Genomic DNA, 24,196 nt, shown 5'->3' on the forward strand with positions numbered 1-24,196 from the left:
TTTTTCAACGGTTCGGTATACGTCGGCACAAGCACGGTCGTGTCGTTTAAGCCGAGCGCCTCGGCAAGCCAATCGTTCAGACCGCCATCGGCCACATCCAAATTCGTATGGGCGGCGTACACCGCAATGTCATGCTTGACGCACGCGGCGATCATCCGCCCGTGCCCATCATCAGTCAGCAGCTGCTTCAGCGGGCGGTACAGCGGCGGGTGGTGGGCGATGATTAAATCCACTTGCTGATCGATCGCTTCGACAACGACATCTTCGAGCACATCAAGAGCGATCATCACTTTTTTGACCGGCTTGTTTAGCGTCCCGATTTGCAGACCGATCCGATCCCCTTCCATCGCCAACTGTTTCGGAGCAAGCTGCTCAAGAAGCTGAATGATTTCATAACCGTACGGAACGCGGCTCATAGCAACACCTCCTCCACCAATCGAACTTTTCTCTCCAGCTCGCGCTTTTTCCGCTCGGCCGCTTCGCTTTGCCCTTTGGCCGTCAAATCAGCGATGATCCGCCTCCAATTTTCAATCTCGCGCCGCCATTTTTCGCGGAACACCACGCTGTTTTCCCGGCGCAAAAACGGTCCGAGGAGCAGCTCCGCCTCGAGATGGCGATACGGCCGTCGGGGGTCGCCGGGCTCGGCGACGAGCACTTCGTAAATTTGCCCATCTTCTTTCAAAATGCGCTCAGCCACGAGCTCCCATCCATGATCAAGAAGCCAACGGCGAACAAGTTCTGCGCCGATGTTCGGTTGCAAAATGAGCCGTTTGACACCGGCAAGCTTTTCCTTTCCGTCGCCCAAAATGCGGGCGATAAGCGCCCCACCCATGCCGGCGATCGTGATGCAGTCCGCCTCCCCTGGGGCAAGGACCGAAAGCCCGTCCCCTTTGCGCACGGAAATGAGATGGGAAAGCCCGGACTTCTCGACTTGCTGCTGCGCTGAGCGGAGCGGCCCGTCAGCGACCTCGCCGGCGATGGCTTTTGATGCGTAGCCGTGCAAACAGGCATAGCAAGGCAAATACGCATGATCCGACCCGATATCGGCGAGCACTGCTCCTTTCGGGATGAAGGAAGCGACTGTTTCCAACCGTTTTGATAGGCGAAATTCGTTCATGACTCCTTTGGTGCACCCCACCTTCTTTCCGCCGCAGGGCGAAGGCGGTCCGCTCCTGCCTCCTTTCCTGTTCTCAAGGTCGCGCGCCTCTATTGTACTAAACAAAACATCCCTCTGCCAAAAGCAAAGGGATGTTGCTTGCCGTTATTTAAGGCTGGACAGCCATTTCGCCATCGCGTCGAGGTTTTCGGCTGGCACCAGCCCGCCCGGCATGCCGCCGCGGCCGTTTTGGAGAACGTCTTTAATTTGATCCGCCGATAACCGTCCGCCGACTCCTTTTAACGACGGGCCGACCCCGCCTTCATAGTTTTGGCCGTGGCAACTTACACACGTTTGTTGATAAAACTGCTCTGGATTGAATTCCGCGGCTTGTTCTGTTTTTTCGCCGCCTTTTTTCTCTTCGGCCATTTCCTTCGCATCGCCTAGCCCTTTAAACGACAAGACGAACGTCAGCACAATCCCGAATGCCATGATGATGAAAAACGGGATGAGCGGATTGCGGTTCATCTCTTTTACCTCCCTTATGTATGATGAAGAACGCTGCAAACAATTTTATTTTACTGTAAATAATGGACAAGGAAAAGCCCTAAGTTGCCAAAATGAAAACAACACGCCTCAGCGCCACAAGGCGACGGCGGCTACAAGCAGCGCCCCGCTGACGGCGGCGAGCGAAAAGTAACGAAGGCGAAGCAGGTGGCCGACAACAAACCAGAGGACGCAGTTTCCGAGCACCACAGCCGCCAGCGCACCCGTTTGCCCGGGAAAATACTGCTCGCTTCCGGCAATTGCCGCTACAAGCAAAATCCAGGCGCTCCCGATGAGCGGAAAGTGAAGGAGCTCTCGCTCGTTCCGCCACCGCCAACAAAAGAACAAACAGACAGCCAAAAAAAGGGCGAAAAGGAGCGTTTGCAAAACGAATGACAATTCAGTAAAATAAATGACAAGAGCAACGGCTGGAAGCAATAAACAGAGGCCAGCGGCGAGCGGGCTGCGCCACCGTCGGCCGCGCGAACGGGCACCGCCTTCCGTGTACAGCGCGAGCAAATAGTCGCAATAATGTTCCGGCAGAAGGCGCGAACGTTTCCAATATTTGATTTCTTGGATGATCGTTTCCCGTCGTTGCCGATTCATAGATAGACCACCTTTCACAAAAGAAAGAAAAAATAGTTTACTTCCGAAGAAGTAAACTATTGAACAAAACGGTCACTCTAAAAAGTCTTTCAGCCGTTTGCTGCGGCTTGGATGGCGCAGCTTGCGCAACGCTTTGGCTTCAATTTGACGGATGCGTTCGCGCGTCACGCCGAACACTTTGCCAACTTCTTCGAGCGTCCGCGTCCGTCCGTCGTCAAGCCCGAAGCGGAGACGCAGCACATTTTCCTCGCGATCCGTCAGCGTATCAAGCACATCTTCGAGCTGCTCTTTCAACAGCTCGTAAGCAGCGTGCTCGGATGGCGATGTCGCGTCTTGGTCTTCGATGAAATCGCCAAGATGCGAGTCATCTTCCTCGCCGATCGGCGTCTCGAGCGACACCGGTTCTTGGGCGATTTTCAAAATTTCCCGCACTTTTTCCGGCGTCAAATCCATTTCCTCGGCGATTTCTTCCGGCGTTGGTTCGCGCCCGAGGTCTTGGAGCAATTGCCGTTGGACGCGGATCAGTTTATTGATCGTTTCGACCATATGAACCGGGATGCGGATCGTCCGCGCCTGATCGGCGATCGCCCTTGTGATGGCTTGGCGGATCCACCACGTCGCGTACGTGCTGAACTTGTAGCCTTTCCGATAGTCAAACTTTTCGACCGCCTTGATCAGCCCCATGTTCCCTTCTTGAATCAAGTCGAGAAAGAGCATGCCGCGGCCGACATACCGTTTGGCGATGCTGACGACAAGGCGGAGGTTCGCTTCCGTCAGCCGGCGTTTCGCTTCTTCATCGCCTTGCTCGATCCGTTTCGCCAGCTCGATTTCTTCTTCCGCCGACAACAGCGGAACGCGGCCGATCTCCTTTAAGTACATGCGCACCGGGTCATTGATTTTGACGCCGGGAGGAACGGACAAGTCGTTTAAGTCGAATTCTTCCTCTTTGGCCAAGTCGTCGATGTCCGGATCGGCCTCAAGGTCGGATTCGCTGATCACTTCAATGCCCTGCTCAGCGAGGTATTCATAATACTCATCCATCTGGTCGGAGTCCAAATCAAAGCCGGACAACCGCTCAGCGATTTCCTCGTAGGTGAGAATCCCCCGCTTTTTGCCGAGCTCAGCGAGCTGCTCTTTCACCTGTTCAAGCGATTCGCCGGCAGCTTCAGCCTGCTTTGATTGGGCTGGTTTTTCAGCCATTTCATTACCTCCTTTAAAAACTCATACCACCATGTTATGAAGAAGATAACATTTTTTTCATCTCAATCATCTCTTTCGCGATGCGGGCAGCCGTCAAAAAGTCTTTTCTTCGCTCCGCTTCCGTCTTTTCTTGCTCTTTTTCCTTTAGCATTAACCATTTCGGGCGATTCAACACATGCCGAATGCAATCGGCAAGCTCCCGCTCGGAAACGTCGTCGGCGACCAACAAAAGCGACAGCTCGCTCGCCAGCGTCCGCAACTCGTCGGGAAGCCGAGACATGAGCGCGCTGGGGTCGGCTTCATGCCCCTCTTCGTAAAAGGCGTAAATGTAAGCAGCCAACGCCCGATGCTCTTCGATATTAAATCGGCCGCCGACCTGCTCCTGAACAAAGAGCGCCACCTCGCGGCTCCGCATCATATGGGCAAGCAGCAACCGCTCAGCATTTTGAAAGGCCGGAAGCAATTTTTTCGTCAATGCCGGCTGGGCCGGTTTTCCGCCGTCGTTCACCTGCGGTTTTGGCTGTTCCGGCTTGGAGCGGGACAACTGTTCGTAAAGCGCGGAGAGCGACAGCGAAAACTCATCCGCAAGCTGGCGCATATAATAATCTTTTTCCACCGGGCTCGACAGCTTGCTGATTTCTCGGAGCGCTTCCTCGATATAACGGAGCCGGTCGCCTTCTTCCTGCAAATTTTTTCTCCGCCGCAAATAGTCCATTTTAAACGCCATGAGCGGCCGGGCGGCGGCGATCTCTTCAGCAAAACGGCCGGCGCCGCCAGTGCGTATATATTCATCTGGATCCAGCCCGTCCGGGAGCGACGCTACCTTCACGCGGCACCCGAACGCGCTCAATTGTTCGGCGGCGCGCCAGGCGGCTTCCGTTCCGGCGCTGTCGCCGTCATAGCAAATCGTGACCGTTTCAGCATGGCGGCGCAAAATGCGTGCCTGCTCCTCGGTCAGCGACGTTCCCATCGTTGCCACCACATAGTCAACGCCGGCCTGCACGGCAGAGATGACGTCGGCAAACCCTTCAACGAGCAGCGCCTCTTGACGTTTGCGGATCGGCACGCGCGCCTCATGAAAGAAATATAAAAGCGTGCCTTTGCGGAAAATCGGCGTTTCTGGGCTGTTCATGTACTTTGGTTGCCCGTCGCCGAGCAGACGGCCGGAAAAACCAACCGTCTCGCCGCGATGATCATGGATCGGAAACATAATCCGATTCCGGAAGCGGTCGACGTATCGCCCGTCTTCTTTTTTCACCAACAAGCCCGCCTTTTCCATCAACACCAACGGAAACGAACGGCTCTCCAGCAGCTTGACGGCGGCATCAGGAACATCCGGCGCATAGCCGATTTCAAATCGGTCGATCGTTTCTTTTGTCCACCCGCGCGCCTGCAAATAATCGAGCGCGGCTTGTCCTTCTTTTGTATGGACAAGCAAATGATGGTAAAATCGTTTCAACAACGTGTGTGCTTCGACCATCGCCTTCGCCTCGTCGGCTCGGCTGCCATCACTCCCGCGGCTGTCCAGCTCATAGGCGGACAAGTCGATCCCTGCTTTGGCCGCAAGACGTTTCGCCGCTTCCACAAACGGAATGCCTTCGATATCCATTAAAAACGTAAAGGCATTCCCCCCTGCCCCGCAGCCGAAGCAGTGGAAAATTTGCTTTTCTGGGGAAACGGAAAACGATGGCGTCTTTTCTCCATGAAACGGGCATAAGCCAAAATAGTTGCGGCCTTGCTTTTTCAACTGAACGTATTCGCCAATGACGTCAACGATGTCAACGCCGCGGCGGATGGCTTCAATCGTTTCCTCGGGAATGCGATGTCCCATACGAACAACCCCGTATCGTATTTATTCTCGGCAGCAAGCCGATTTTCCTTTCCATTTCGACAAATTTTTTCAAAACGTTCGTTTCGCCCCCTTGCCCGTAAAGTCGGCTGGCTCGATCATCCGCTTCCCGCCCTCAGCCCGCCGTCTGGACAAAGATTCATCAGAGCGGTGCATCTCGAAGATGCGCTTCGGTATATTATATTTCAGCAAGAAAAAGAAAATTTCACTTTTTTCTTGACGATCTTGTGCAGCAGATGACCGTGCTCTTAAAGCAAGGGCTGCCTTACACCCCCTATTATTCTACACCATCGCAAAAAAATCCTGCTTTTTTGCCGAATGATTAACAACTTTGTCGAAAATCTTTTTTTCGTTCTCCTTGACAAGCGGCTATAAATAGTTTACTCGTCTCATGGCCGCTCTAAACCTATATAGGGCATTTTTCTCACAATTTTTTATTATAATATAAGTCGCGGCAGTATGCCATAAGAAAACGCACGACTCCTATCAAGAAATCGTGCGGATGAGGCGATGCTAGCGCTTCAACTTTTTCATAATGATGCTCGCCGTCTCTTCGACCGCCTTGTTCGTCACATCGATGACGTCGCAGCCGATTTTTTTGACGACTTCATCAAAATAAGCGAGCTCCTCTTTGATTCGATCCATATTGGCGTAAATCGCCTGGTCGTTCAGGCCGAGCGATTTCAGCCGCTCACGGCGGATCGAAAGCAGTTTATCCGGACTGATTTTCAAACCGAAGCATTTGCCCGGACCGACTTGAAACAGCTGCTCGGGCGGCTCAACCTCCGGAACGATCGGCACATTCGCCACCTTCAGCCGCTTATGCGCCAAATATTGCGATAGCGGCGTTTTCGATGTGCGCGATACACCGATGAGCACGATATCGGCGCGCAAGATGCCGCGCGGGTCGCGTCCGTCATCGTATTTGACGGCAAATTCGATCGCTTCGATCTTTTTGAAGTAATCTTCGTCAAGCACGCGCACTTGGCCCGGCTCATACCTTGGCGTCAGCTGGAATAAATCGCTCATCTTTTCAATGAGCGGACCGATGATATCGTAAGCGACGACCCCTTCGCGCGCCGCTTCGGCGAGCAAAAATTCCCGCATTTCCGGAACAACGAGCGTAAACGCGATAATGGCGCGGTTCATTTTCGCTAAGGCGACGACTTCAGCCAATGTCGTTTTATCTTCCACATACGGAACGCGTTTCACTTGAATCGGCGAGGCGTGAAACTGGCTGGCCGCCGCTTTGACGACAAGCTCGGCCGTTTCCCCGCCGGAATCGGATACGACGTAAACAAGGCGCTGGTTCATTCTTCTCCTCCTTTGTTTGGATTAGTCCTCTTTGGCTAGCGACACGAATGCTTTCGTTATATTCGTTTTCGTAATACGGCCGATCACTTCATATCCTTTCTCCGTTTTGCGCACGACCGGCATGGCATCGATCTGTTTTTCAATCAGCTGTTCAGCCACGTCAATGAGCGGGTCGTCCTTATAGCAAACGGCGATGTTCGGCATCCGCGTCATAATAATATTGACCGGGATCGCCGTCAGTTCCTGCTTGCCAAGGCTTGCGCGCAACAAATCTTTGCGCGACAGCACGCCGACAAGCAGCGACTCGTCATCGACGACAAACAGCGTGCCGACGTCCTCTAGAAACATCGTGACGATCGCATCATAGACGCTCACATTCTCATTGACGACGACCGGAATCGATTGGTAATCCTCGACTTTCATCTTTTTCATTTTATCGGCGAACAGCTGCTTGCCGGTTTTTCCCGTATAGAAATAGCCGACGCGCGGTCGCGCTTCCAAGTAGCCAGCCATCGTCAAGATGGCCAAATCCGGCCGCAGCGTCGCCCTCGTCAAGTTCAGTTTCTCAGCGATGCTTTCTCCGGTGATCGGCCCGTAGTCTTTCACAATTTGCAAAATCTGCTCTTGGCGTTTATTTAGTTCGATTGTCGTTCACCACCTTGCCAAAAAAGGTCCCACACGCTATCACTCTCATTTATATTATACTACACGCCCCATTCACAATGAAAATGATGCTCCCTGCCCCTCGTCGGGGCTGAGCTTGTCTTTCAGTTCACCGATTTGCTGCAAAAAACGCTTCGTCTTCAGCGACAGGCCGGCATATTCATCATAATAGGCGGACAATACGGCGCCCAGCTCCATCTTTGTACTTTCTTTCACCGATATGGACCCAAGCCGAGCGAGATCCATATGAAAAAAGAGGCGCAACAGCCGGGCGGTAGCCGGAGAGAGCGGGAACCGATGCGGATCGGACGCCTCGCAGCGATGGCAAAGGAAGCCCGCCTCCTTGACGGAAAACGAGAAGCGCCCTTCCGTCGCCCCGCAGCGGGCGCAACGGTCCAGTACCGGCGGAATGCCAAGCACTGCAAGCATTTTCATTTCGTAAATGAACGTCAAAATCTCTAAATCGCGGCCTTCGCTCATATATTGTAATGTCTGCAAAAGAAGCTCAAACAAGTACGGATTGCGCTTTTGCTCTTCCGTGCTTTTGTCGGTGAGCTCAACAATATACGCCGCATAGGCGGCGACAAACAAATCTTCGCGCAGCGCCCGCATCGAGTCGATGAGCTCTCCTTGGTGAAGAACGCCGACGCCGCGGCTGCGGCGGATGACATAATGGCCGTATGAGAGCGGCTGCGTAACAGCAGAAAGGCGGCTGCTTGGCTTTTTCGCTCCCCTTGCCATCGCAGCCACCTTTCCCCATTCTCGGGTAAACAATGTGACAATTTTATTTGTTTCGCCATAATCGACCGTCCGCATGACGATCGCTTCGCACGTTTCGAACATCCCATCACCACCTCTTCTACCAACAACGATGCTACGAGATCGGCTGGTCGATTTCTTTCTGTTCAGCGTTTTGCTCTTCACCGCCAAACTGTTGCTCTCGTTCCAACTCTTTAAATAGGAGGTACGTGTCGATATTGCCTGTTTGGCTAAACAACTTCCACGTAAACTCAAGCATGGAATGACACCTCTTTCCGCCTGCAGGCATTGCGTATTGGTGGTCTACCTATAGCTTGGCTCAGACAAAAACGGTTTATGTCGCGTAAAATTTTCTAACCGTCAATACTCGTCTTCACGGAACCCGAAATCACGCAGCTGCGAAAGGCGGTTGCGCCAGTCTTTTTGCACTTTGACCCACAGTTCCAAAAACACTCTTGACCCAAGTAGCGCTTCGATGTCAGCGCGCGCCCGCTGTCCGATTTCCTTCAGCATCCGGCCTTGCTTGCCGATGATGATTCCTTTTTGCGAATCGCGCTCCACAACGATCACCGCGCTAATGTACACCGTTGGCGACCCTTCGCGCCGCTCGATGCGTTCGACGACGACAGCAATCGAGTGCGGAACTTCCTCGCGCGTTAAGTGAAGCGCTTTCTCGCGAATGAGCTCGGCGATGATAAACTGCTCCGGATGGTCAGTGATCTGGTCCGGCGGATAATATTGCGGCCCTTCCGGCAGCCGCTCTTTAATTTGCTCAAGCAGGCGGTCGACATTGTTCCCTTCAAGCGCCGAAATCGGCACGATTTCAGCAAACGGGTGCAAATCTTTGTATCGGTCAATGAGCGGCAACAATTCATCCGGATGGACGCGGTCGATCTTATTGATGACTAAAAACACTGGGGTGTCCACTTCTTTCAGCCGTTCGATGATGAACGCCTCACCGCGCCCAAATCCTTCCTCGGCATTGACCATAAACAAAATCAAATCGACTTCGCGAAGCGCATTGAGCGCCACTTTCATCATAAAGTCGCCGAGCTTATGCTTCGGTTTGTGCACCCCAGGGGTGTCGATAAAGATGATTTGCGCGTCATCGTCCGTGTACACGCCTTGAATCTTATTGCGCGTCGTTTGCGGTTTATCGCTCATAATAGCGATTTTTTGCCCGATGACGCGGTTTAAAAACGTCGACTTTCCTACGTTCGGTCTTCCGATAATGGCAACAAATCCTGATTTGTATCCTTCTTTACGCATGCAAATCCTCCGCTGAAAAAGCTTCTGGCAGCAATTCGCTGACTGTCATGACTTTCACATCGCCTTTGAGGTTGGCTAAAATGACTTTCATATCGCCGGGGCAAAGTTCGGCGATCACTTGGCGGCATGCGCCGCACGGCGGCACCGGGCGGGGAGTGTCGGCGATGACCGCAAGAGCAGTGAATTCCCTCTCCCCTTCCGAATATGCCTTAAACAACGCGGTCCGCTCCGCACAATTGCACACGCTGTAGGCGGCGTTTTCAATGTTGCAGCCGCGGTACACACTGCCGCCTTTCGTCAACAGCGCGGCGCCGACTGGAAACTTCGAGTACGGCACGTAGGCGAGTTCGCGCGCTTTTTTCGCTTCGGCAATGAGCTGCTCAATCTCCACGAGTGACTCTTCCTTTCCTGCAAGCAAACGCTGCTTTCTTTTATTTTAACAAAAAAACGCCATCCATTTCATCATTTGAAATAAAAATGTAACAGAAAAATTAGAATTTTCTCTCTCGTTCGTTTAGCGAAGATGCGGCCAAAACAGCAAAATGCCGATCACAACCGCAAATCCGGCCGCCGCGAGCACGGCCGCGGCGGCGATGTCTTTCGCCGCTTTCGCCAATGGATGAAACTCGCCCGTCGCCAAATCGACGGCGCGCTCAATAGCCGTGTTGACGAGCTCAAGCGCAATGACCGCACCGGCTGCCATGAGCAGCACGATCCACTCCCAGCGCGACAGCCCAACGACCCACCCGGCGGCAAAGACGACAACAGCGGCCGCCAAGTGGAAGCGCAAATGAGCTTCCTCTTTCACCGCCGCCTTCATTCCCGCCCACGCCCAAGCAAACCGGTCTCGCTCTCGTTTGCCGCGCATTATCTTGTCAACCCGAACCTCGCCAAGATGTCTTCCTGCTTGGCGAACATGACGCGCTCTTCCTCTTCTGTCCCATGATCGTAACCAAGCAGGTGCAAAAAACCGTGCACAGCCAAAAACCCGAGCTCGCGCATAAACGAATGGCCATAGGCCGCCGCCTGCTCTTTCGCCTTCGGAATCGAAATGACGATATCGCCGAGCACCGGCGGCATATCAGCGCCGACGATGTGAACCTCTTCTTCCCCTTCCTCCTCAAGAGCAAACGAAAGCACATCGGTCGGCGCATCTTTGCCACGATAGTCTCGATTCATCGCGCGGATGCGTTCGTTGTCCACAAACGTGACGCTCACCTCCGCCCCGTCCGGCACATTTTCAAGGGCCGCCGCCTCGGCGAGCAGCCGCTCGATCGTCTCGATTTGCTCAGCGGTCACCTCGTTCGTTTCATCTAGAAAATCAATGTGAATGGTCATGCATGCTTCACCTTTTCCTTTCGTACTTCTGGGTATTCGATGCGCGAATGAAAGACGCCGTTTAAGGTCTCGCAAAGTGAACGGGCGACGAGTTCCAACTCCTTCAGCGTAATGTCGCACTCATTCAGCTGGTTGTCCTGCAAGCGATCAGCGATGATCGACCGGACGATCTTCTCAATTTTTTCCTGCGACGGGTTGGATAGCGAGCGAACAGCCGCTTCGACGCTGTCGGCGATATTGATGACCGCCGCTTCTTTCGTCTGCGGCTTCGGCCCGGGATAACGAAACTCCGCTTCCGAGACAAACTCGGTTTGCTCGCGCGCCTTATGATAAAAATACTTGAGCAGCGTCGTGCCGTGGTGCTGTTCGGCGATGTCGATGATCTCCTTCGGCAGCCGGTGCTTGCGGAGCAAAGCGACGCCGTCGGCGACATGGGCGATAATAATATTTTTGCTCAACTGCGGCGACAAATGGTCATGCGGATTGCCGCCCATTTGATTTTCGATGAAATAGCGCGGCCGCTTCGTCTTGCCGATGTCATGGTAGTAGCAGGCGACGCGCGCCAGCAAGCCGTCGGCGCCGATCGCCTCGCACGCCGCTTCGGCCAAATTGGCGACCATAATGCTATGATGGTACGTCCCCGGTGCTTCAGTGAGCAACTTGCGCAAGAGCGGATGGTTCGGATTGGACAGTTCAATGAGCCGAAGCGGCGACAAAATGCCAAACGCCGCCTCCAAAACCGGCAAGAGACCGATCGTCAAAATGGCAGAAAAAACGCCTGAGGCCGCCGCCATCAGCACCAACAAGCCGATTTCCGTCGGCGAATAGCGGCCGCTTTTTAACAGCAACAGCGAAAAAAGCGAAACGACATTAACCACGGCGACAAACACGCCGGCCCGCCAAATGTTCGCTTTCGCCAGCTCCTTTGGCAGACAAAACGTCCCAGCCAAGCCGCCGGCAAGAAAGTAAACAACCAACGACACCGACACCGCGCCGGCCGTTCCAATTTCCTCATTGAACAGCAAACTGCCGCACACTGCTCCGATGATGGTCGTCATCATCGCGAGCCGCTCTCCGAGCAAAATGCGGACGAGCATCGGCCCGAACGCTGCCGGCACAAGGTAACCGATGGAAACAGCGCCGCTAGATGGCAGAAGGCGAATGAGCGCCATTGTCGTCATCATCAACGTAAAAATGGCTGTATAAAGCGATAGCTTTTCATTCGTCGTTTCCGTCCGAAAATAGTAAATGAGCGGAGCAAGCAGCAACAAAACGAACACCAAAAGCCCAGCGGCGGTCCAAGACGGACGCCCGCTCTCAAGCAAGCCGACCAACTCGAGCCGGCGGTAAACATCATTCGTAATAAACTGTCCTTCCTCGACGATCACTTGCCCTTGCAAAATTTTCACCGGCTTCACTTCATCCATCGCCTGCCGCCGTTTTTCTTCCGTCGCCGCCCGATCGTAGACGACGTTCGGAATGACCGCCTGTCGGCAAAGCTTCGCGACCGCCTCGCGAAGCGGCGGCGACAGCGCAGCGTATTCAAGCTCTTTGGCCGCTTCCGCCCGCGCCGTGTCAAGTTCAGCTTGGGAAATGCGCTCGCTCATGACGGCATGCACCGCGGTCAAGGCGGCTTCCTTCGCCGTCTTGAGCTCCTCCGGCGAGGCGGCAAGCAGCCGTTGCCATTCAGCGGCAGACAAATAGGCAAGCCATTCCGGCGGCAGCCGTTCCTCAAGTTTGGCGATCATATCGCCGAGCGGGCGGTCCGGCTCCGCCTCGTGCTGCACGCTTTCAATCGCGGCAAACAGCGAGGAAAGAAGGTCGACCCGGTTTTCGGCATATTCTTTTTTTAACGTATAGACATCCGCTACTTTCGCCGCCGCCTCTTCTTTCAGCTTGGCGGTCGCCTCTTTGTCCTCGACCGTCACCGGCGAACGGATCGTTTCCTTAGCGACGTCAAACAGGCGCAGCTCATACTGGCGCGGCTTCACTTGCCAATACAAAACGGCAAACAACAGAACAGCCAAAAGCAAAAACAGCCAAAAGCGGACAAAGCGGACTGTTTTTGTCCGCTCAAGAAAAAAACGAAACCTTCCCACCGGTTTTCCCCTCGCTTTGCAAGAAAAGACCGATCCCCGTCGCTCTCGTTCTATAAGCCTGCCTCATCATAGGCGTCAATAATTTTCGCGACGAGCGGATGGCGAACGACATCCGACTGTTCCAAAAACACAAAGGCGATGCCGCCAATGGAGGCCAAAATGCGCTTGGCGACCGAAAGCCCCGATTCGACGCCTTTCGGCAAGTCGACTTGGGAAATATCGCCGGTAATGACCATCTTCGAGCCGAAGCCGAGCCGGGTCAAAAACATTTTCATTTGCGCTGGCGTCGTATTTTGCGCCTCGTCAAGGATGACGAACGCATCCTCCAGCGTCCGGCCGCGCATGTAGGCGAGTGGGGCGATTTCAATCGTGCCGCGCTCAATCAACCGCTGCGTATACTCCGCTCCCAACACATCGTTTAAGGCATCATACAGCGGGCGCAAATACGGGTCAACCTTCTCTTTTAAGTCGCCTGGCAAAAAGCCGAGGCTTTCTCCGGCCTCAACGGCCGGACGAGTCAAAATGATGCGCTTGACGCTGCCGTTTTTTAACGCCTTGACCGCCATGACGACCGCCAAATACGTTTTTCCGGTGCCGGCTGGGCCGATGCCGAACGTCAAGTCGTACTGTTCAATTGCCGCAACATAATAGCGCTGGCCCAACGTTTTGACGCGGATCGGCTTCCCTTTGGCGTTTTTTGTAATCTCCTCGTCGTACAGCTGAACAAGGCCGTCAAGCGCTCCTTTTTTTGCAAGCTGAATGGCGTAAAGAACGTCGCGCTCGCTGACCGCCGCCCCTTTGCGAATGACGATCAATAAATGGCGAAGCAATTCATCAACGAGCTGAACTTGCTGCGGCGTGCCGGAGACGTTGACCGTTTCCCCGCGCGTCACAATCGACACGCCGAGCTCTTCCTCGATCCGCTTTAAATGGATGTCATGGACGCCAAAGAGCGCCGCCGCTTCCTGCGGGTTTCGCACATGTTGGCTGATCGTAACGAACTGCTCTGACATTCTCAATCTCCTTGGACGATGGGTTGTGGTACAGCAATATTTTCGATGACTTCGTAATGCAATTCTACCCTTACTTTACCATTCTCTTTCGCCTGATGCAAAACTTTTTCGCCGCGAATGGCCGCCTCCTCCGGCAATTTCGCCCGCAGCTCGCGGCGGGCGATCTCTTTCGCTTCCGCGAACGCTTCTTCCCACGTGTAGCGCCGCTTCACTTCTTCCGCCTCGCGGATCGTGATGCGCTCGTAATAGAGCGGCAAGTCCCATTTCCAAAAACGAAACGGCCGTTTTTCTGTCTCAACGATAGTATGGGCAAACACCGGCTTCTTCCATCCCCAAACGGGAATCAAAAGGCGCCCGATTCCGACATAATGCCGTTCGGTGAACTTGCCGGTCAACACATGAAACGTCGTCTCGAGCGGCAGGACGACCGTAGACTTGTACCACGTTTCGCCAAACACTTTCCCTGACGCCGGCACAAACTTCGTCCTCCCTTCAGCACCGATAATGCCAGAAACAAGCAGCTGGCCTTTTTGCACATAGTCGTTGACGGAAACGAGCGGTTGTCCCTCTTCAACGAACAAATCAGCGATGACCGCCTCTTTTTTTGCCACGAGATGACGCGGCGGAATCGGTTTTTTCGGCTCCGGAATCTCTTTTTCAACGACGCGGAAGTGAAGCGACGTCCCTTTCCACTCAACGCCGACCCACGTGATGTCCGGAACGCGTTCCGTCAGCTTTTTTTGCAGCGTCTCCGGGTCATCAAGCAGAAACTGAAATGCGCCGCGCTCGACTCCCATTCGCTTCAACTCGCGGGCGATTTGATGCTCCGTCTCCGGAGCCGCCCCTTTGATTTCGATCTTCCAAACGATGTTCGAAAGCAAAAACACAATCGCTATAAAAAGGAGCAAGCCGAGCCAAAACCCGCTGTTCCGCCAGGCCCGCCGCCAAAAAAACGGCAGCCCGGTTCTCCCGACAAACGAAAGTTTGCATTCGCTTTGCCGGGCGACATGGCGCAGCCGTTTCACGTCGCTGAGCTTAATGAAAAACGTCGCGGTATCCGCGCTATGCTTTTTCACGTTCCAGACGGCAATCCCTTGGCGGACGCAGGCGTTGATCAACCGTTCGATCCCTTTCCCTCTCGCTTTGACCCGCACGCTGCCGGCGAGCGTGTCGACCCATTCGTTTTTCATCTCCGTTCCTCCTCGCTATTCATCTATATAAACGACTTGGCTGATTTTTCCTTCCAACAAAATTTCTTCCGGCAAAATCGTTTTAATCACAAACTGTTCGCCGCGGACAACGAGCTGTCCGTTCCGCAGCAAAAGGCGGAGCTCTTTATCGCTGAACGCGAGCAGCCCGCGATGGTTTTCAATGTAAATATGTATGTGCCCAACCATCGTAATGCGGGGCAGATCCATCATAATGTCGGCGGGAAGTTCAAGCTGTTCCGCCATCCACCGCTTCATCTGCTGGCGCCATTTTTTCACCATCAAAAAGAACCCCCTTTCATCTCATATGTATGAGACAAAAGGGGGTTCTAGCACCGCTTTTCAAAAACAACGGGCCCGCCTGCCGGCAAGGCCCATTGCATTTATGACAGCTGTTGTTGGACAAGCTTGTTGACGAGCGAACCATCCGCTCTTCCTTTCACTTTCGGCATGATCGCGCCCATCACTTTTCCCATATCCGCTTTCGAAGAGGCGCCGACTTCCTTGATCGTCTGCTCGATCAATTCGCGCAGCTCGTCCTCTGTCAGCGGCGTTGGCATATACGATTGAACAATTTCAATTTCGGTTTTCACTTTTTCGACAAGATCTGAACGGCCAGCGTTTTCAAATTCTTGGAGGGAGTCTTTACGCTGTTTCAGTTCGCGAGAAAGAACCGTCAGCTCTTCGTCTTCCGAGAGCGGGCTTTTGCCGAGCTTGATCGCTTCGTTTTGCAGCGCCGCTTTCAGCATCCGGAGAACAGACAGTTTTTCTTTCTCCTTGTTTTTCATCGCCTGCTTCATATCGTCATTCAAACGATCGAGAAGACTCACCGATTATACACCCTCTTTAATGCATGCTCTTAGTGCTTGCGCTTTCTAGCCGCCTCAGATTTTTTCTTCCGTCTGACGCTTGGCTTTTCATAAAATTCGCGCTTTCTCACTTCTTGCAAAGTGCCCGTTTTCGAAACGGCACGCTTAAAGCGACGAAGAGCGTCGTCGATCGACTCATTTTTGCGAACGATCGTTTTGGACATCCTGCTTCCCTCCCTCCGAACAACAACCATTGCATATTGTACTTGTCAATTATAATACATGCTGACAGAAAAGGTCAATAAAAAAAGCAACGGCGTCCTGCTGGCCGCCTCTTCCCCGCGCTGAAAAAACGGTCATCACCCGCGGACAAGGCCCATACATATAGGGTGAAAGGGGAGTCGCCCATGGGGCCGTTTCTGATGCTGTTTGCCATTTACACCGCTTTGTTTCTTCTTGGCATGTTTATGATGAAAGCTGGGCTTTACACGTTGTCCGGCCATCGGTTAAAACGGTGGCTCATGCGCTTTACCGCCACGCCGCTGCAAGGATTTGCCGCCGGTTTGGCGACGACCGCTCTCCTGCAAAGCAGCTCAGCGGTGATGGTGATGACGGTCGGCCTTGTCGCCGCCGGCTACTTGTCGTTCCGCCAATCAATCGGCATCATTTTAGGCAGCAACATCGGCTCGACGGTCACGACCGAGCTGATGACGCTTGATATCGGCGATGGCGCCATCCCACTTCTTGTCAGCGGCGCGCTGCTTGTTTTTTTCGGCCGCCATCGCCTTGTTCTCGGCATCGGCATGACCGCTGTCGGCCTCGCCGCTGTGCTATTTGCCATGGACGGCTTTGGCAGCCTCGCTAAACCGCTTGCCGCCTATCCGTTCGTTGATGCATGGCTTAAAGAAACGAACCGATCCATCGCTGTCGGCCTTCTTGTCGGCATCGTCCTCACCGCTCTCGTTCATTCGAGCGCGGCAACGATCGGCATCGCCATGGGATTTTTAAACGAACAGCTGTTGACGCTGCCCGCGGCGATTGCTCTGTTGCTTGGCGCCAACATCGGTACGTGCATCACCGGGCTTTTGGCTTCGATCGGCTCCGGCAAAGAGGCCCAGCTGACCGCCTACACCCATCTATGGCTGAACGTCGTCGGCGCCGCTTTGTTCGCCTTTTGGACCGAGCCGCTCGCCAGTTTTGCCGCCAGGCTCAGCCCAGCGCCTGATGTGCAGCTCGCTCATGTGAGCGTCTTGTTCAACGTCATTTGCTCAGTGGCTGCTCTGCCATTTGTCGGCGCCATCGAAAGGGCCATTCTGTTTTTGCATGACCGAAACCGGGCTTAGTAGTCAGCGCGGCCCGTCCCGCCGGTGACGATCGCCACCCCAGAGCTTGTGCCGATGCGCGTCGCGCCGGCGTTGATCATCGCCTCAGCGGTTTTCCAGTCACGGACGCCGCCTGATGCTTTGACGCCTGCTCTGTCGCCGACCGTTTTCCGCATCAGCGCCACATCCTCCACCGTCGCACCTCCACCGGAAAACCCGGTCGACGTTTTCACATAATCAGCACCGGCTTTCACTGCGAGCTGGCAGGCGCGCACTTTTTCCTCATCGGTCAAAAGCGCCGTTTCAATGATCACTTTGACAAGCGCCCTGCCAGCCGCCGCTTCGACAACCGCACGAATGTCGCGCTCGACAAGCTCGTCTTGCCCGCTTTTTAACGCGCCGATGTTGATCACCATGTCGACTTCGCGAGCGCCGTTTTCGATGGCGTTCGTTGTTTCAAACGCCTTTGTTTCCGGCGTCGTTGCCCCAAGTGGAAAGCCGATGACCGTGCAGACGCGGACATCCGTGCCGGAAAGCTCGCGCGCCGCCGTTTTCACCCACGTTGGGTTGACGCACACGGAAGCAAAGCCGTATTGCTTTGCTTCCGTGCACAGTTGCACGATTTGTTGTTCCGTCGCTTCCGGTTTGAGCAGCGTATGATCGATCATTTTCGCGATATTCATCGTCATTCGGAGAAACCCCTTTCTGCCATTTCCGTCAAGATGGAAGGTCTGACGTCTACCATCATACCATGCTCCCTCGACAAAAACTAGCCATCCGTATTGTCTCCGGAAAAAGACAGAAAAAACCCAGCAACTAGGCTGGGTTATGAGCTCCATTTGACCGAACGGGCCATTTCATCCGGCACAACGCGGACGAACTCTCCTTCATTGTACGGATAGCCGGCTTTCGTAATCTTCACTTTGACAAGTTCACCAACCATTTCCTCGGTTGCCGGGAAGCGGACTTTCAAATAGTTGTCTGTATAGCCGACGTACAAATCCGGCCGCTCTTTATCGCGCTCTTCCGGAATGACTTCGAGCACTTGCCCTTCAAACCGGGAGGCGTACTCTTTCGCCAATTGATCGGAAAGGGCGATCAAGCGGCGGACGCGGTCATGCTTCGTTTCTTCATCGATTTGGTTCGGCATGCGCGCCGCCGGCGTGCCGGTCCGCTTCGAATAAGGAAAGACATGCAGCTCGGAAAACCGTTGTTCACGAATAAAGTTGTACGTCTCCATAAATTCGTCTTCCGTCTCGCCTGGGAAGCCGACGATGACGTCAGAAGTCACCGCCAGCTCTGGAAACACTTCGCGCAACCGGGCGAGCCGCTCCGCGTAAAATTCCACCGTATATTTGCGGCGCATCCGCTTGAGCACCGTATTCGACCCAGACTGAAGCGGAATGTGCAAATGGCGGACGATTTTCTCCGACCGCTTCAGCACGTCAATCACTTCATCGGTAATTTGGCTCGCCTCAATCGACGAAATGCGAAGCCGCTTCAGCCCCGGCACTTGCTCGTCCAAATCGCGCAACAAGGACGCAAAGTTATAGTCTTTCAGATCGGTGCCATAGCCGCCTGTATGAATGCCGGTCAGAACGATTTCTTTATAGCCGGCGGCGACGAGCTGGCGCGCCTGGCGGATGATTTCCTGCGGATCGCGCGAGCGCATTAAGCCGCGCGCCCACGGGATGATGCAAAACGTGCAGAAGTTGTTGCACCCTTCTTGGATCTTAAGCGACGCCCGCGTCCGATCCGTGAATTCCGGCACATCCATCTCCTCAAAGACGCGCGTTTTCATAATGTTGTGAACAGCGTTGATCGGCTGGCGCTCGCGCTGGAACTGCTCGATGTAATCCAAAATTTTATGCCGGTCTTGCGTGCCGATGACAATATCAACGCCCGGAATGGCCATGACCTCAGCCGGCGATGTTTGCGCATAGCAGCCGGTCACGCAGACGACGGCGTCCGGATTGCGGCGCACCGCACGACGGATGACTTGACGGCTCTTTTTATCGCCGGTGTTCGTCACCGTGCACGTGTTGATCACATACACATCCGCACGGCTTTCAAACTCTTTTCGCTCGTAGCCGGCTTTTTTAAACAGCTGCCAAATCGCTTCGGTTTCGTAATGATTGACTTTGCAGCCTAGTGTATGAAAAGCCACTGTCGGCATCTTGTTCACCTCACTCTGCCCCCCGCTTAGGGATCAGCGGGACCGAACTTTTATAAGAAACAGCCAATGTTGCTCACTAAGCGCGCTCCGCTTCGCCGCTCGGCGCGCGCAGCTCCCATTCATAAGAGGCGGCGGAAAGCAAATAGAGCGGAGCTGTTTCGGTCCGCAAAATGCGCGGCCCAAGGCTGCACGGCGAAAAGCCGTGCTGCCGAAGCTGTTCTGCTTCTTCCGGGCTGAACCCGCCTTCCGGCCCGAAGACAGCCAGCAACGCGCCGCCCGGACGGAGGCGGGAAAGAAGCGCTGGAAGCGCGGCATGCCGGGCGTTTCGCGCCTCTTTTTCGTAGGCAAACAGCCGAACATCGACCGTTTGGCCGAAGGCGAGGAGCTCGACAAACGAAAGCGGCGCCCGCACGTCCGGCACCACCGTTCGTTCAGCCTGCTCAGCCGCTTCTTTCGCGATTTTTCTCCATCGCTCGACTTTTTTCTCCGCCTTTTTCGCGTCCCATTTCACGACCGACCGGGCGGCTTCGAACGGAAGAAAGCCGGCGGCGCCGAGCTCTGTTCCTTTTTGGATGACGAGCTCCCACTTTTCGCCTTTCGGCAGCCCTTGGGCGATGTAAATGCGCACCGGCAGCTCGCTTCGCTCCTTTTTCCATTGTACAATACGGGCTTGCACATGCTCATTGGCAATTTGTTCAATTTCACACACCGCCGTGCGCCCGTCTGGAAAGACGCAAATGATCCCGTCCCCCGGCTTCATGCGCATGACGCGGGCGATATGATGGGCATCATCGCCGCTGATCGCGACGATCCCGCCTTGTTGCGCCTGGCCGGAAACGAAATAGCGCTGCACAGCCATCCCTTCTTTGCTTACGGTTTCATGGCGACAACCGCCACCCAGTCTTCCATCACGTTGATTTCCTCAATGGCAAAGCCGGCGGCAAGCAACCCGTCTTTGACGTCCTGCTTTTTCGCCTGAATGATGCCAGACGTGATGAAGCGGCCGCCTGGCTTTAACAACCGGTAGGCGTCACCGGTAAAGCGCAAAATGATTTCCGCTAAAATGTTGGCGACGATCACATCAGCCGGTTCCTCGATATGGTCGAGCAAATTGTTTTGTGAGACCGTTACGATATGCTGCACCTTATTGAGCTTCACGTTCAGCCGTGCGCTGTCGACCGCCACCGGGTCCAAATCGAGCGCCCGCACTGACCGGGCGCCAAGCATCGCCGCGGCGATGCTTAAAATGCCGGAGCCGGTGCCGACGTCAATGACATGATCGCCGGGGCGCACGTACTTTTCGAGCGCCTGCAGACACATGACCGTCGTCGGGTGCGTGCCGGTCCCAAACGCCATGCCCGGATCCATTTCGATGATCAGCTCATCACTAGACGCCGGCTCGTACGTTTCCCACGTCGGCACGATCGTAAACTTTTCGGACACTTTCACCGGGTGATAATGCTTTTTCCACGCCGTTGCCCATTCCTCTTCGTTTACTTCGCTCAATGTAATTTTATTTTTGCCAAGGTCGATATCATACAGCCATAAATTGTTAATCGCCTGCTTAATTTGTTCGACCGTTTCGCCAAGAAAACTGTTGACCGGCAAATATGCCTTAATGATCACCCCTTCTTCCGGATAGTCGTCCGGGTTGAGCTCGACGATCTCGCCGTACCAGTCGTCCCGTTCTTTGACCAAATCGTATGGGTCTTCGATGACGACGCCGCCGGCGCCCGCTTCATGCAAAATGTTCGAAATCGCCTCGACCGCCTCATGCGTCGTATGAATGCTGATTTCTGACCATTTCATCGCGCTTACGCTTCTCCTTTAAACGCCTTTTTGACTTTCTCAAAAAAACGGCCGTGCGGCCCGTCGTGCATCGTGTCTCCGCCGAGCCGATCAAACTCGCGCAACAGCTGCTTTTGTTTTTCGGTCAGCTTCGTCGGCGTCACAACGCGGACGATGACGTGCTGATCGCCTTGGCCGTAGCCGCGCACGTTCGGCACCCCTTTTCCCTTCAAGCGGAAGCGCGTGCCCGTTTGCGTGCCGGCCGGAATTTTCAGCTTCACATGGCCATGGAGCGTCGGCACTTCGATCTCATCGCCGAGCGCCGCCTGGGCGAACGACAGCGGCACTTCGCAATAAATATCGTCGCCGTCGCGTTTGAAAAACTCATGTGGTTCGACGCGGAAGATGATGTACAAATCGCCCGGCGGCCCGCCATTGACCCCTGGCTCCCCTTGGCCGGCGACGCGCAGCTGCTGGCCGTCGTCGACGCCGGCTGGAATTTTGACGTGAATTTTTTTCCGCCGTTTGACGCGTCCCGTGCCGCCGCACGTTGGGCATTTCTCCGGAATGTACCGGCCCGTGCCGCCGCAGACGGGACATGTCCGGCGGTTGACGATGCGGCCAAACGGCGTCGCCTGTTCGCTTGTCACTTGCCCGCTGCCGTGGCAATGCGGACAAGACGTCGGGCTTGTGCCCGGTTTCGCTCCGCTGCCTTGGCACGTGTCGCACGTCTCTTCCCGCGGAATTTCAATTTCCGTTTCTTTTCCGAACGCCGCTTCTTCAAACGTAAGCGTCATCATATACTCGACATCCGCGCCTTTGCGCGGACCGCTCGCCCGTCGACGCGGACCGGCGCCGAAAAACGTTTCAAAAATATCTTCAAAACCGCCAAAGCCGCTAAAGCCGCCGAAATCAAACCCTCCGCCTTGGAATCCGCCGCCGTCAAACGTTTCGTTCGGGTCGGCATGGCCGAAGCGGTCGTAGCGGGCCCGCTTTTCATCATCGCTTAACACTTCGTATGCCTCTTTAATTTCCTTAAACTTCTCCGCGGCGTCCGGGGCTTTGTTCACATCTGGATGATACTGCTTCGAAAGCTTTCGATACGCTTTTTTGATCTCGTCTTTCGTCGCGTTTTTGCTGACGCCGAGAATCTCGTAATAATCGCGCTTCGCCATCGTTGATCATCCACTCCCGATTCACTCACATAAATTTGATTTTATCATTTCCCTCTGCGGCAAGGCAATATGTCAATGCTAGAAAAAAAGTCAAAGCCAAGGCAGGCCTGACTTTGACTTTCGGTTGCATTATTTATCGTCGTTCACTTCTTCAAACTCGGCGTCCACCACGTTGTCTTTATTATTGGCAGCGCCGCCTTGCGATCCTGCGCTTTGCGCCTGTTTCGCCGCTTGTTCATACAGCTTGATCGACAGCTGCTGCACCGCTTCTTGCAGCGCGTCTTTTTTCTTGCGGATGTCCTCGAGGTCGTTTTTCTCGAGCGCCGCTTTCAACGCGTCTTTCGCCTCTTGCGCCTTCTTGATGTCATCGGCGCTGACTTTTCCTTCGACCTCTTTGATCGTTTTTTCAGTCATGAAAATGAGCTGGTCGGCTTCGTTGCGCAACTCGGCGGCTTCTTTCCGCTTCCGGTCGGCTTCGGCATTTTCTTCCGCCTCTTTAATCATGCGCTGAATTTCTTCTTCCGACAGGCCGGACGACGATTTGATCGTAATCGACTGCTCTTTGTTCGTTCCTAAATCTTTGGCGCGCACGTGAACGATGCCGTTGGCGTCAATATCAAACGTCACTTCAATCTGCGGCACGCCGCGCGGCGCCGGCGGAATGCCGGTCAGCTGGAAGCGGCCGAGCGATTTGTTGTCCGCCGCCATCGGGCGCTCTCCTTGCAAGACGTGAATGTCGACCGTCGTTTGATTGTCAGCCGCCGTTGTGAACACTTGCGATTTGCTTGTCGGGATCGTCGTGTTCCGTTCGATCAGTTTCGTAAATACGCCGCCCATCGTTTCAATGCCAAGCGAAAGCGGGGTCACGTCAAGCAGGACGACATCTTTCACTTCGCCGGCGATCACCCCGCCCTGGATCGCCGCACCGATGGCAACGACTTCGTCCGGGTTGACACCTTTGTGCGGCTCTTTGCCAAGCTCGCGCTTGATCGCTTCTTGGACAGCTGGAATGCGCGTCGAACCGCCGACCAAAATGACTTTATCAATATTCGCTGGCGTCAAGCCGGCGTCTTGAAGCGCCTGGCGGACCGGCCCCATCGTCCGCTCGACGAGATGAGCGGACAGCTCTTCAAATTTCGCTCTTGTCAACGTCATTTCCAAATGGAGCGGACCGTTTTCATTGGCGCTGATAAACGGAAGCGAAATTTGCGTCTGCGTGACGCCGGACAGCTCTTTTTTCGCTTTTTCCGCCGCATCTTTCAAGCGTTGGAGCGCCATTTTGTCTTTCGACAAATCGATGCCGTGCTCTTGCTTGAACTGATTGACCAAATAATCGATGATCACTTGGTCGAAGTCGTCGCCGCCCAAATGGTTGTCGCCGGCCGTCGCCTTCACTTCAAACACGCCGTCGCCAAGCTCCAAAATCGAGACGTCAAACGTCCCGCCGCCTAAGTCATAGACGAGAATCGTTTGGTCTTCTTCTTTATCAAGGCCGTAAGCAAGCGCCGCGGCCGTCGGCTCGTTGATGATGCGCTCGACTTCGAGGCCGGCGATGCGGCCGGCGTCTTTCGTCGCTTGGCGCTGGGCGTCGTTGAAATACGCCGGCACCGTGATGACCGCACGCGTCACCGGCTCGCCCAAATAGTCTTCGGCGTACGACTTCAAGTATTGCAAAATGATCGCCGAAATTTCTTGCGGCGTATATTGCTTCCCTTCGATTTCGACTTTGTAATCCGTCCCCATATGGCGCTTGATCGAGATGATCGTGTTCGGGTTCGTGATCGCTTGCCGTTTGGCGACTTCGCCGACTAGGCGTTCGCCGTTTTTAAACGCGACGACCGACGGGGTCGTGCGGTTTCCTTCCGGATTCGGAATGACTTTCACTTCGCCGCCTTCTAACACGGCGACGCAGGAATTCGTCGTTCCTAAGTCGATGCCGATAATTTTGCTCATCGCTTATCACCCT

The 24,196-nt window shown here is 54.5% G+C and carries 27 protein-coding genes; 1 reads left to right on the forward strand and 26 read right to left on the reverse strand.

From position 1 onward, the window contains the following. The 20 genes from BRO54_RS13260 to rpsU form a co-directional block, all read right to left on the reverse strand. The coding region (locus BRO54_RS13260; RefSeq protein WP_074044256.1) for a Nif3-like dinuclear metal center hexameric protein at positions 1 to 416 on the reverse strand (416 nt) is incomplete at its 3' end. Then, entirely contained in the window at positions 413 to 1,117 is a 705-nt protein-coding gene (locus BRO54_RS13265) for a tRNA (adenine(22)-N(1))-methyltransferase (RefSeq protein WP_074044257.1), read from the reverse strand. The genes BRO54_RS13260 and BRO54_RS13265, both read right to left, overlap by 4 nt. Positions 1,118 to 1,261: 144 nt before the next feature. After that, positions 1,262 to 1,624, reverse strand: coding sequence for a cytochrome c550 (gene cccA, locus BRO54_RS13270; protein ID WP_074044258.1), 363 nt, complete (start codon positions 1,622 to 1,624; stop codon positions 1,262 to 1,264). A 108-nt stretch (positions 1,625 to 1,732) separates the two neighbouring features. Next, entirely contained in the window at positions 1,733 to 2,248 is a 516-nt protein-coding gene (locus tag BRO54_RS13275) for a hypothetical protein (RefSeq protein WP_074044259.1), read from the reverse strand. 72 nt (positions 2,249 to 2,320) lie between these two features. Further along, the gene (gene rpoD / locus BRO54_RS13280) at positions 2,321 to 3,448 is read right to left on the reverse strand and encodes an RNA polymerase sigma factor RpoD (protein WP_011231962.1); all 1,128 of its coding nucleotides are present in this window, start codon (positions 3,446 to 3,448) and stop codon (positions 2,321 to 2,323) included. Positions 3,449 to 3,482: 34 nt separating this feature from the next. Continuing rightward, the gene (dnaG, locus tag BRO54_RS13285; RefSeq protein ID WP_074044260.1) at positions 3,483 to 5,279 is read right to left on the reverse strand and encodes a DNA primase; all 1,797 of its coding nucleotides are present in this window, start codon (positions 5,277 to 5,279) and stop codon (positions 3,483 to 3,485) included. Between the two features lie 531 nt (positions 5,280 to 5,810). Continuing rightward, on the reverse strand, positions 5,811 to 6,611 hold the full coding sequence (locus BRO54_RS13295) for a pyruvate, water dikinase regulatory protein (protein WP_074044261.1): 801 nt from the start codon (positions 6,609 to 6,611) through the stop codon (positions 5,811 to 5,813). A 21-nt stretch (positions 6,612 to 6,632) separates the two neighbouring features. Beyond that, positions 6,633 to 7,256 carry a transcriptional regulator CcpN gene (gene ccpN, locus BRO54_RS13300; protein ID WP_371878465.1) on the reverse strand — a complete coding sequence of 208 codons (624 nt, stop codon included), beginning with the start codon at positions 7,254 to 7,256 and terminating at the stop codon, positions 6,633 to 6,635. A 72-nt stretch (positions 7,257 to 7,328) separates the two neighbouring features. Continuing rightward, entirely contained in the window at positions 7,329 to 8,117 is a 789-nt protein-coding gene (gene recO / locus BRO54_RS13305; RefSeq protein ID WP_068895585.1) for a DNA repair protein RecO, read from the reverse strand. Between the two features lie 31 nt (positions 8,118 to 8,148). Then, the gene (locus BRO54_RS13310; RefSeq protein ID WP_011231967.1) at positions 8,149 to 8,292 is read right to left on the reverse strand and encodes a YqzL family protein; all 144 of its coding nucleotides are present in this window, start codon (positions 8,290 to 8,292) and stop codon (positions 8,149 to 8,151) included. Between the two features lie 101 nt (positions 8,293 to 8,393). Further along, positions 8,394 to 9,302 (reverse strand): GTPase Era, encoded by a 909-nt coding sequence (gene era / locus BRO54_RS13315; protein WP_074044263.1) that lies wholly within the window; start codon positions 9,300 to 9,302, stop codon positions 8,394 to 8,396. Then, complete coding sequence (locus BRO54_RS13320) at positions 9,295 to 9,693, reverse strand: cytidine deaminase (protein WP_161496657.1); 399 nt, start codon at positions 9,691 to 9,693, stop codon at positions 9,295 to 9,297. Before BRO54_RS13320 ends, era begins: the two co-directional genes overlap by 8 nt. A gap of 123 nt (positions 9,694 to 9,816) precedes the next feature. After that, positions 9,817 to 10,170: a diacylglycerol kinase family protein gene (locus tag BRO54_RS13325; protein WP_068895591.1), complete on the reverse strand. Its 354-nt coding sequence runs from the start codon at positions 10,168 to 10,170 to the stop codon at positions 9,817 to 9,819. After that, positions 10,170 to 10,640, reverse strand: a complete 471-nt coding sequence (gene ybeY / locus BRO54_RS13330; RefSeq protein WP_011231971.1) for an rRNA maturation RNase YbeY — start codon at positions 10,638 to 10,640, stop codon at positions 10,170 to 10,172. Before ybeY ends, BRO54_RS13325 begins: the two co-directional genes overlap by 1 nt. Continuing rightward, on the reverse strand, positions 10,637 to 12,739 hold the full coding sequence (locus BRO54_RS13335) for an HD family phosphohydrolase (protein WP_074044265.1): 2,103 nt from the start codon (positions 12,737 to 12,739) through the stop codon (positions 10,637 to 10,639). The genes ybeY and BRO54_RS13335 overlap by 4 nt, the downstream gene beginning before the upstream one ends. Positions 12,740 to 12,789: 50 nt before the next feature. Further along, complete coding sequence (locus BRO54_RS13340; protein ID WP_011231973.1) at positions 12,790 to 13,752, reverse strand: PhoH family protein; 963 nt, start codon at positions 13,750 to 13,752, stop codon at positions 12,790 to 12,792. A gap of 2 nt (positions 13,753 to 13,754) precedes the next feature. After that, a complete protein-coding gene (gene yqfD, locus BRO54_RS13345; protein ID WP_074044266.1) occupies positions 13,755 to 14,942 on the reverse strand; it encodes a sporulation protein YqfD in 1,188 nt (395 codons plus the stop codon). Positions 14,943 to 14,957: 15 nt separating this feature from the next. Then, complete coding sequence (gene yqfC / locus BRO54_RS13350) at positions 14,958 to 15,242, reverse strand: sporulation protein YqfC (protein WP_074044267.1); 285 nt, start codon at positions 15,240 to 15,242, stop codon at positions 14,958 to 14,960. A gap of 101 nt (positions 15,243 to 15,343) precedes the next feature. Beyond that, the gene (locus BRO54_RS13355) at positions 15,344 to 15,790 is read right to left on the reverse strand and encodes a GatB/YqeY domain-containing protein (RefSeq protein WP_011231976.1); all 447 of its coding nucleotides are present in this window, start codon (positions 15,788 to 15,790) and stop codon (positions 15,344 to 15,346) included. 29 nt (positions 15,791 to 15,819) lie between these two features. Continuing rightward, the gene (rpsU, locus tag BRO54_RS13360; RefSeq protein ID WP_008879912.1) at positions 15,820 to 15,993 is read right to left on the reverse strand and encodes a 30S ribosomal protein S21; all 174 of its coding nucleotides are present in this window, start codon (positions 15,991 to 15,993) and stop codon (positions 15,820 to 15,822) included. Between the two features lie 183 nt (positions 15,994 to 16,176). On the opposite strand from rpsU, the gene BRO54_RS13365 reads away from it, so the two are divergent. Next, positions 16,177 to 17,112 (forward strand): Na/Pi symporter, encoded by a 936-nt coding sequence (locus BRO54_RS13365; RefSeq protein ID WP_074044268.1) that lies wholly within the window; start codon positions 16,177 to 16,179, stop codon positions 17,110 to 17,112. On the opposite strand, the gene deoC is transcribed toward BRO54_RS13365, so the two are convergent. From deoC to dnaK, 6 genes are all read right to left on the reverse strand, one after another. Further along, entirely contained in the window at positions 17,109 to 17,780 is a 672-nt protein-coding gene (deoC, locus tag BRO54_RS13370; RefSeq protein ID WP_074044269.1) for a deoxyribose-phosphate aldolase, read from the reverse strand. The two genes, BRO54_RS13365 and deoC, sit on opposite strands and share 4 nt — an antisense overlap. 137 nt (positions 17,781 to 17,917) lie before the next feature. Then, positions 17,918 to 19,267: a tRNA (N(6)-L-threonylcarbamoyladenosine(37)-C(2))-methylthiotransferase MtaB gene (mtaB, locus tag BRO54_RS13375; protein WP_011231979.1), complete on the reverse strand. Its 1,350-nt coding sequence runs from the start codon at positions 19,265 to 19,267 to the stop codon at positions 17,918 to 17,920. A gap of 76 nt (positions 19,268 to 19,343) precedes the next feature. Further along, on the reverse strand, positions 19,344 to 20,120 hold the full coding sequence (locus BRO54_RS13380) for a 16S rRNA (uracil(1498)-N(3))-methyltransferase (protein WP_074044270.1): 777 nt from the start codon (positions 20,118 to 20,120) through the stop codon (positions 19,344 to 19,346). Positions 20,121 to 20,137: 17 nt separating this feature from the next. Beyond that, the gene (prmA, locus tag BRO54_RS13385; protein ID WP_013144703.1) at positions 20,138 to 21,076 is read right to left on the reverse strand and encodes a 50S ribosomal protein L11 methyltransferase; all 939 of its coding nucleotides are present in this window, start codon (positions 21,074 to 21,076) and stop codon (positions 20,138 to 20,140) included. A gap of 5 nt (positions 21,077 to 21,081) precedes the next feature. Then, the gene (gene dnaJ, locus BRO54_RS13390; protein WP_074044271.1) at positions 21,082 to 22,230 is read right to left on the reverse strand and encodes a molecular chaperone DnaJ; all 1,149 of its coding nucleotides are present in this window, start codon (positions 22,228 to 22,230) and stop codon (positions 21,082 to 21,084) included. A 129-nt stretch (positions 22,231 to 22,359) separates the two neighbouring features. Continuing rightward, the gene (dnaK, locus tag BRO54_RS13395) at positions 22,360 to 24,183 is read right to left on the reverse strand and encodes a molecular chaperone DnaK (protein WP_074044272.1); all 1,824 of its coding nucleotides are present in this window, start codon (positions 24,181 to 24,183) and stop codon (positions 22,360 to 22,362) included. Positions 24,184 to 24,196 lie beyond the last annotated feature (13 nt).

The organism is Geobacillus proteiniphilus (genome assembly GCF_001908025.1).
In the GTDB taxonomy this organism is placed as follows: Bacteria; Bacillota; Bacilli; order Bacillales; family Anoxybacillaceae; genus Geobacillus; species Geobacillus proteiniphilus.